The sequence below is a fragment of the Streptomyces swartbergensis genome, from assembly GCF_002148965.1.
In the GTDB taxonomy this organism is placed as follows: domain Bacteria; phylum Actinomycetota; class Actinomycetes; order Streptomycetales; family Streptomycetaceae; genus Streptomyces; species Streptomyces swartbergensis.
The window spans coordinates 1-7069 of record NZ_NGFN01000413.1 but is presented as its reverse complement, the minus strand read 5'-3'; the positions used below and the strand labels follow the sequence as shown (position 1 = coordinate 7069).

The following is a 7069-nucleotide window of genomic DNA, read 5'->3' as shown; positions in this document are numbered from 1 at the left end:
ACTACGGGGCGCGCCCGACGTTCCGGGCATCGGCCGGACGGGGCGTCGGCCGGACGGGGCGCCCGACGTTCCGGGCATCGGCCGGACGGGGCGGTGGCCGGACGGGGCGTCGGCCGCTTCGCCCCCCTGCGGCCGGAGACATGGCGCCTGGGCGGTGGATCGCTGCCGGACCACCCGAAGGGCTGACCTCCGTCCGGCCGGAATCACCCCGGGGCGCGCCCGAAGCCCCGGGGACTCACCCGCCGTCGGCCGGCTCCAGCACGAACACCGGTATCTCCCGGTCCGTCTTCTTCTGGTAGTCGGCGTAGGCCGGATACGCCGCGACGGCGCGTTCCCACCACTGGGCCTTCTCCTGGCCCGTGACCTCGCGGGCGATCATGTCCTGCTTGACCGGACCGTCCTGGAGCTCCACGTGCCGATCGGCCTTGATGTTGAAGTACCAGACCGGGTGCTTGGGCGCGCCACCGAGAGAGGCGACCGCGGCGTACCGTCCCTCGTGCTCCACCCGCATCACCGGTGTCTTGCGCAGCTTGCCGCTCCTGACACCCCGTGAGGTCAGGATGACCACCGGCATCTTCGTGCCCTGAAGCGTCGACCCTTCCGTGCCGCCGGAGCTCTCGTACAGTTCCACCTGCTTGCGCACCCACTGCGTCGGGCTGGGTTCGTACTCGCCCTCAAGAGGCATGGCATCCGTCCCGTCTTCGCGTCATGGCCTACTGGCACCCGCCTTCAACACCGGTACGCCCCCGAATCATCCGCACCGCGCCACATCCCGGCCGGCCGGGCACCTCACCCCGGCGCCAGCGCCATCCGCACGGCCAGGACCGTCATGACCCCGCTCGCCACCAGCGCCGTCCCCAGCCGGCCCCGGTGGCCGGTCAGCGCCCGCCCCAGCAGGGCTCCGCTCCCGGCGAGCAGCACCTGCCAGCTCGCGGAGGCGGCGAAGGCGGCGAGCACGAAGACGCCCTGCTCCAGCGGGCCGGCCGGGCCCGTGGCCTGGGAGCCGAGCACGAGTGCGGCGAAGTAGATCACGGTGGTGGGGTTGAGCAGAGTGATGCCGAGCAGCGCCAGGTAGGCCCGGGCGGGACCCGGGGGAGCGGGGGCCGTCCGCGTCGCGAGCCGGTGGCCGCGGTACTCGCGCACGGCGGTGGCCGTGCCCCACGCCGCCAGCGCGAGCAGTACCAGGACACAGACCCACCGCAGCGGTCCGAGCACCGGCCGCAACGCGCCGGCCAGGGCGGTTCCCCCGAGCGTGGCCGCGAGGGCGTACAGCCCGTCGGCGGTCGCGACGCCGAGCGCGGCGCAGACACCGGTGCGCAGGGACGTGCGGGCGGTGAGGGAGACCAGGTACGTCCCGACCGCGCCGACGGGGACGGCGATGCCGTACCCGGCGAGCAGTCCAGCGACGAGCGCGGCCGTCATGACCGCGGAGGTGTCGGCTCTCCACGGCGGCCGGACCGCTGCTGTCGGCGCGCGGCGGGAGCGGCGGCGGACAGCGGCGTGAGGACGGCGAACGTAGACATGGCTGGATCCTGGGGCCTGTCCCGTCCCACGGACAACCGGTTTTCGAACCGGCACCGCCGCGCCTCGGCTTCCGGCGAGGGCCAAGCTCTCGCAGGCGACCCCCGACGCCGGGCGTTCGAACGGGAAGACGGCATTCCTCGGCCATGTTGCAGCCGCCACCGATCTGGCCGAACTTCGCGTCGCCCCATAGATGCCCCGGGCATCTAATGAAGATCGGCACGACGCACACTTCGTCTGCGAGGTCTTCATGACGGAAACGACCGCACCCGTCGCCTTCCCCCAGAGCCGGACCTGCCCCTATCAGCCGCCCGCCGCCTRCGATCCGCTGCGCGGCGAGCGCCCCCTGACCCGTATCACCCTCTTCGACGGCCGTGAGGCGTGGCTGGTCAGCGGGCACGCGACCGCCCGCGCGCTGCTCGCCGACCCGCGCCTGTCCTCCGACCGCAGCCGTCCCGGCTTCCCCGCCCCGACCCGGCGGTTCGCCGGGATCAAGAACCGCAGAACGGCCCTGCTGGGCGTCGACGACCCCGAGCACCGCACCCAGCGGCGGATGGTCGTCGGCGACTTCACCCTCAAACGGGCCGCCGAACTCCGGCCACGCATCCAGCAGATCGTCGACGAACGGCTCGACGCGATGATCGCCCAGGGCCCGCCCGCGGACCTGGTGAACACCTTCGCGCTGCCCGTGCCGTCCATGGTGATCTGCGCCCTGCTCGGCGTCCCGTACGCCGACCACGACTTCTTCGAGACCCAGTCGCGACGGTTGCTGCGCGGCCCGGAGACCGCCGACGTGGAGGACGCCCGCGACCGGCTGGAGGCGTACTTCGGCGAGCTGATCGACCGCAAGCAGCAGGACCCCGGCACCGGCCTGCTGGACGACCTGGTCCACCGGCAGCTGCGCGACGGCGCGCTCGACCGCGAGGGCCTGACCGCCCTGGCGCTCATCCTGCTGGTCGCGGGCCACGAGACGACCGCCAACATGATCTCGCTGGGCACCTACACCCTGCTCCAGCACCCCGAGCGGCTCGCCGAGTTGCGCGCCGACCCGGGGCTGCTGCCGGCCGCGGTCGAGGAGCTGATGCGGATGCTGTCGATCGCCGACGGTCTGCTGCGCCTGGCCGTAGAGGACATCGAGGTGGCCGGGACCACGATCCGCAAGGGTGACGGCGTGGTCTTCGCGACCTCCGTCATCAACCGCGACGAGGCGGTCTACCCCGACCCGGACACGCTCGACTGGAGCCGCCCGGCCCGGCACCACGTCGCCTTCGGCTTCGGCATCCACCAGTGCCTCGGCCAGAACCTCGCCCGCGCCGAACTGGAGATCGCCCTGCACACCCTCTTCGACCGGCTGCCCACGCTGCGCCTGGCCGTTCCCGCCGAGGAGATCCCCTTCAAACCGGGCGACACGATCCAGGGGATGCTGGAACTCCCCGTGACTTGGTAAGAGGCTTCCGCCATGCACATCGACATCGACAAGGACGTCTGCATCGGTGCGGGCCAGTGCGCCCTGACCGCCCCGGACGTGTTCACCCAGGACGACGACGGCTACAGCGCCCTGCTGCCCGGCCGGGAGGACGGCAGCGCCAGCCCGCTGGTGCGGGAGGCGGCCCGGGCCTGCCCGGTGAGCGCCATCACCGTGTCGGAGACGGTGAGCTGACGGTTAGGGTTTCCGGGATGACCGAACAGGCCACCCGGAAGCCCTTCCTCTACGTCGTCGTCTGCGCCGCCGGTATCGCCGCGGACGTCAGCAAACTGATCACCGCCGCGCAGGAGCGCGACTGGGAGGTCGGTGTCATCGCGACGCCCGTCGCCATGAACGGCTTCTTCGACACCGCGGCCGTCGAGGCACAGACGGGCCGCCCGATCCGGTCCGCCTGGCGCACGCCGGGTGAGCCGCGCCCGTTCCCGGCGCCCGACGCCGTGGTCGTCGCGCCCGCCACCTTCAACACCGTCAACAAGTGGGCGGCCGGCATCGCCGACACCCTCGCCCTGGGCACCCTGTGCGAGGTCGCGGGGCTCGGTGTGCCGATCGCCGTCCTGCCGTGCGTGGCCGACGCGCTGGCCTCCCACCCCGCCTACCGGGACAGTCTCGAACGGCTGCGTGGGATGGGCGTGCGGTTCGGGCAGCCGTACACCGGAGAACCGGACGCGGACGGCGGGCGGCCGGAGTTCGGCTGGGAACGGGCGCTGGACCTGGTGGATGAACGGGAGCGGCCCCGCACGCCGCATCCGACCGCCGGTCACTGAAAGCAGAGTGCCTCTCGCGCGGAGCGCTCAGTGGGGCCCCTGCGGCGCGAACTCCGTCCCGCAGGGCCCCGCCCCCTCGCTCTCCGGCAACTCCACCCTCGCCCCGTTCATCGTCAACGTCCGGTAGAAGCCCCCGATCCGCTCCGCCGAACGCCCCACGTAATGTGCGATGAACGACCGCCGGAACCGGTCAGCCGCACGGTTCGGCTGCGATCCGTGCACCAGACTGCCGTTGAAGAACAGAACATCTCCCGGCTCCATGTCCACCGGCACGGCGGCCAGACCGGGCGGCGGCGGAACGTACTCCCGGGCGAACGACACCCCCGCGTCCGCCTCCTCCGGACAGAACAGGTCCATCCGGTGCGTGCCCGGCACGACCTCCAGCCCGCCGTTCTCCCGGTCGATCACCTCGCAGGCCAGCCACGCCGCCACACAGGTGCCCGGCTCCACCCGCAGATAGAAGTTGTCCTGGTGCAGCGCCTGCCCCCGGGCCCCCGGCGGCTTGAAGTAGAACATGCTCTGCGCGGCCAGGACCTCCTCCCCGAGGAGGACCTCCAGAACCGTGCGCAGCCGGGCGTCCAGCAGGACGTCGCGAGCGAGGTCGTTGATCTCGTGCGGTTGCATCACCCGCGGCCAGACGTGCAGCGGATCGGCGCCCGGCCCGGACGCGCGCGGCTCGAAGTGCCCGGGCACCGGGCCGGCCGCACGCAGCGCCGCGAACGCGTCGCACAGCCGCTCGGTTTCGTCGGCCCCGAAGAGCCCGCGCACGACCGTGAAACCGTCCTCCTCGAAACGCTCCCGGTACCGCCCGAGCGCCGCAGGGTCCAGGATGGGAGCGCCGGCGGCGCCATTGCCCGTGACTGTCATGAGCGCACTCCTCGGTCAGGTGTTCCCGGCACGACACGCTAGGCCACCGAGCCACCGAGGGGGATGCCCGTGCGTGCTGACGGATTGCCCGGCACTGCTGAGCACGAGCACGAGCACGAGCACGAGCACGAGCACGAGGGGGACCCCGCACCGCCGCCCGGCCTGGTCGTGCTCGGCCACTTCGACCAGCCGCCCGGATACGGCGTCAACCGACCGCGAGGATCAGCGAGTTGGCTGTTCACCTGGACCACGGGAGGCCGGGGACGGCTCTGGCAGGGCGGGGTGGAGACCTCGGCCGGCGCGGGCCGGCTGGTCGTGCTCGCCCCGGGTGTCCCGCACGGTTACGCGGTCGGGCCCGGCGCCCGGCACTGGCGGTTCTGGTGGGCGCACTGCCAGGCCCGCCCGTCGTGGGCCGGGTGGCTGCGGCCGTACGACGCCGGTGACGGGGTGTACGCGGTCACGCCCGCGTCGGCGGGAGTGCACGGCCGTGTCGAGGCGGCGTTCCGGCGGATGCACGCCGATGCCCGCCGGCCCGGTGCCGGGGCGCCGCCCGACGTGGTGGCCCCGGACGGGCAGATCGCCGTCGCGCACGGCAGTGCCGCCCGTGAACTGGCCCTGTGCGCACTGGAGGAGATCGTCCTCCTCGCCACCGCCGGTGCCCGGCCGGCGGCACCCCGCCCCGGGCTCGACGCACGGATCCAACGGGCACAGGAGCTGATCGACGCCGACCCGGGCGCCTCGCACACCGTTCGCTCGCTGGCCGAGCAGGTCTCCCTGTCGCCGTCCCGCTTCGCCCATCTGTTCAGCCGCCAGCTCGGCCGGTCGCCCATGCGCGCCCTGCGCGAGGCACGGCTGCGGCACGCCGCCCGGCTGCTGGAGGGCACCGATCTGCCCGTGGAACGCGTCGCCGCGGCCTCGGGTTTCGCCAGCCCCTTCCACTTCAACCGCGTCTTCCGCGAGCGCTACGGGACACCTCCCGGGGCGTACCGGAACACGGTGCACGGCGGTTCGCGGGGCTGAGCAGCGGTATCGTCATTGGTTCCGAGAGGAGATCCGGAAAGGGGCATGCCGGGAAGGCCCGAGGGTGTGAGCTGCTGTGCAGGCGGCAGTTCAATGGTTTCCGGGCGACGCCCGGGGCCGGGCGAAAACGCGCCCCGGAAAACAGAGCGGACAGCCCGGAAATCCCTTTCGCGCCACACGTTGACACTTTGTCAAAAGCTCCTGGCCGCGTACGCAATGCACGAAACCGTGAGATCGCTTGTTCCCTGTCGCTGACCTGTGCAAAGGTGTGCCTTGTCGGCACCCGGACAACACGCTTTTCTTCGTGTGCGCGAGCCACCGGGTCGGCATACCCCTTGGTATGGACTTTCTTCCGTATGTCCTTGAGAGGAATGCAGCCGTGAACGACGCAGGCCCGCCGAATTCCCCGGATCCGGCCCGCGGGATCGGCGCGACGGACGAGGAACTGAGCGCCGAGCTCAGGAAGTGGACCGGGGCGACCCCCGCACTTCACCCCGTCGGCGAACTCCTGGACCGGCACTGGGAGGCGGCCTCCGCCTACGCCCGGCTGTGCACCGACGGTCCGCGTTCCGCCGGCATACTCACCACCGCCGCATTCACCCGGATCTTCGGCGAAACCCTGCGCCAGAACGGCCCCACCTCCGCGTGGCGGCCCCATCTGCTCGTCACCGTACGGCGTGTCGCGGCCGAGTGGGCCACCGACCACAGACGCGACATGCTGCACCCGGAACTGCTGTCCGGGGCCGGCGAGGGGGAGCGGGTGGCCGCCCGGCTGCTGCCGCAGCAGCACCGGCGCCTGCTGTCCGGCGCCTTCAAGCGGCTGCCCCAGTCCGCGCGCTGCCTGCTGTGGCACGTCGAGGTCGAGGCCGAACCGCTCGCCGTCCCCGCCGGGTTGCTCGGCCTGGACGAGGAGTGCGCCCGCGTCGAACTGGGCCGGGCCCGTGACCGGCTGCGCGAGGAGAGCCTCCAACTGCACCGCGAACTCGCGCCCGACGAGGAGTGCCGGCGCTATTTGCGCCTGCTCGACGTGACGTACCGGCGAGGCGCCCTCGACCTCGACCCCGATCTACGCGCGCATATCCAGGGCTGCGGGCACTGCGCCGCCGCCGCGGACCAGCTCGACCAGTTCAACCACGGGCTCGGTCTCGCCCTGGCGGAGGGCGTGCTGGGCTGGGGCGGGCGAGACTACGCGGAGGGCAGACCGAGCGACGTGACCGACGCCCCGCGGCCCGGCACGGAGACGGCCACCGCGGAGAGGGGGCTCCCCGGCGGTGTGGCCGGTGAGGCCTTCCCCGACCCCGTCGTCCTCGCCGGCATGGTCGGGGAGTCGTTCACCGACCCGGTCGGCACGGCGGCCGCGCCACCCGTCCCCGCGACAGAGGCAGCAGCACAGGGTCCCGCCCACGACGGC

At 72.6% G+C, this 7069-nt stretch carries 8 protein-coding genes; 5 read left to right on the top strand and 3 right to left on the bottom strand.

What is annotated here, in order from left to right:
- Positions 1 to 235: 235 nt before the first annotated feature.
- Together CA983_RS38385 and CA983_RS38380 are read right to left on the bottom strand one after the other, a co-directional pair.
- Complete coding sequence (locus CA983_RS38385) at positions 236 to 685, bottom strand: nitroreductase family deazaflavin-dependent oxidoreductase (RefSeq protein WP_086605337.1); 450 nt, start codon at positions 683 to 685, stop codon at positions 236 to 238.
- Positions 686 to 789: 104 nt separating this feature from the next.
- A complete protein-coding gene (locus CA983_RS38380; protein WP_086605336.1) occupies positions 790 to 1422 on the bottom strand; it encodes a LysE family transporter in 633 nt (210 codons plus the stop codon).
- Positions 1423 to 1771: 349 nt separating this feature from the next.
- Here CA983_RS38380 and CA983_RS38375 point away from each other — a divergent pair, with 349 nt between their 5' ends.
- Genes CA983_RS38375 through CA983_RS38365 form a run of 3 tightly spaced genes read left to right on the top strand, consistent with a single transcriptional unit; the run spans position 1772 to position 3771 of the window.
- Positions 1772 to 2968, top strand: coding sequence for a cytochrome P450 (locus CA983_RS38375; RefSeq protein ID WP_086605335.1), 1197 nt, complete (start codon positions 1772 to 1774; stop codon positions 2966 to 2968).
- A 12-nt stretch (positions 2969 to 2980) separates the two neighbouring features.
- Positions 2981 to 3181 (top strand): ferredoxin, encoded by a 201-nt coding sequence (locus CA983_RS38370; RefSeq protein ID WP_086605334.1) that lies wholly within the window; start codon positions 2981 to 2983, stop codon positions 3179 to 3181.
- 17 nt (positions 3182 to 3198) lie between these two features.
- On the top strand, positions 3199 to 3771 hold the full coding sequence (locus tag CA983_RS38365; RefSeq protein ID WP_086605333.1) for a flavoprotein: 573 nt from the start codon (positions 3199 to 3201) through the stop codon (positions 3769 to 3771).
- 27 nt (positions 3772 to 3798) lie between these two features.
- On the opposite strand, the gene CA983_RS38360 is transcribed toward CA983_RS38365, so the two are convergent.
- Positions 3799 to 4638: a phytanoyl-CoA dioxygenase family protein gene (locus CA983_RS38360; RefSeq protein ID WP_086605332.1), complete on the bottom strand. Its 840-nt coding sequence runs from the start codon at positions 4636 to 4638 to the stop codon at positions 3799 to 3801.
- 63 nt (positions 4639 to 4701) lie between these two features.
- On the opposite strand from CA983_RS38360, the gene CA983_RS38355 reads away from it, so the two are divergent.
- Together CA983_RS38355 and CA983_RS38350 are read left to right on the top strand one after the other, a co-directional pair.
- Complete coding sequence (locus CA983_RS38355; RefSeq protein ID WP_244207276.1) at positions 4702 to 5658, top strand: helix-turn-helix domain-containing protein; 957 nt, start codon at positions 4702 to 4704, stop codon at positions 5656 to 5658.
- Between the two features lie 379 nt (positions 5659 to 6037).
- Positions 6038 to 7069 (top strand): RNA polymerase sigma factor (locus tag CA983_RS38350; RefSeq protein WP_425276503.1); only part of this gene is annotated, 1032 nt, incomplete at its 3' end.

Excerpts from the sequence above, each read along its gene's own strand:
- CA983_RS38355 (WP_244207276.1), top strand. The coding sequence starts at position 4,702 with ATGCCCGTGCGTGCTGACGGATTGCCCGGCACTGCTGAGCACGAGCAC.
- CA983_RS38360 (WP_086605332.1), bottom strand. The coding sequence starts at position 4,638 with ATGACAGTCACGGGCAATGGCGCCGCCGGCGCTCCCATCCTGGACCCT.
- CA983_RS38365 (WP_086605333.1), top strand. The coding sequence starts at position 3,199 with ATGACCGAACAGGCCACCCGGAAGCCCTTCCTCTACGTCGTCGTCTGC.
- CA983_RS38380 (WP_086605336.1), bottom strand. The coding sequence starts at position 1,422 with ATGACGGCCGCGCTCGTCGCTGGACTGCTCGCCGGGTACGGCATCGCC.
- CA983_RS38385 (WP_086605337.1), bottom strand. The coding sequence starts at position 685 with ATGCCTCTTGAGGGCGAGTACGAACCCAGCCCGACGCAGTGGGTGCGC.
- CA983_RS38370 (WP_086605334.1), top strand. The coding sequence starts at position 2,981 with ATGCACATCGACATCGACAAGGACGTCTGCATCGGTGCGGGCCAGTGC.